The organism is Achromobacter sp. GbtcB20 (assembly GCF_019091095.1).
Classification (GTDB): Bacteria; Pseudomonadota; Gammaproteobacteria; order Burkholderiales; family Burkholderiaceae_B; genus Achromobacter; species Achromobacter mucicolens.
On the sequence record NZ_JAGXJZ010000286.1, the window covers coordinates 1 to 385 of the forward strand.

Sequence of the window (385 nt, forward strand, 5' to 3'; positions counted from 1 at the left end):
CGCTTTCCGTGATCTCGAGTTCGAGCTGGGCCGCGTCGCAACCGGTCTCGGCCAGGATCTGGCCGACCAGCTGCACCAGGTTTTGCTGGTGGAACTGGCGCGCCGACAGGTTCACGGCCACGGTCATGGGCGGAAGGCCGGCATTGCGCCAAGCGACGATCTGCTCGCAGGCGGCGCGCAGCACCCAGGCGCCGATCTGGACGATCAGCCCGGTCTCCTCCGCGATCGGGATGAACTCGGCCGGCCCGACCGGTTCGCCGCCCGGCGGTTTCCAGCGCAGCAGCGCCTCGACGCCGACCTGCTCGCCGGTGGCCAGGTCGATCTGCGGCTGGTAGTGCAGTTCGAACTCGTGCCGCTCCAGCGCACGGCGCAGGCCGCTCTCCAT

1 protein-coding gene is annotated in these 385 nt (G+C 69.9%); it reads right to left on the minus strand.

What is annotated here, in order from left to right; all coding sequences use genetic code 11:
• Positions 1–385 (minus strand): EAL domain-containing protein (locus KVT32_RS29010; protein ID WP_217619305.1); only part of this gene is annotated, 385 nt, incomplete at both ends.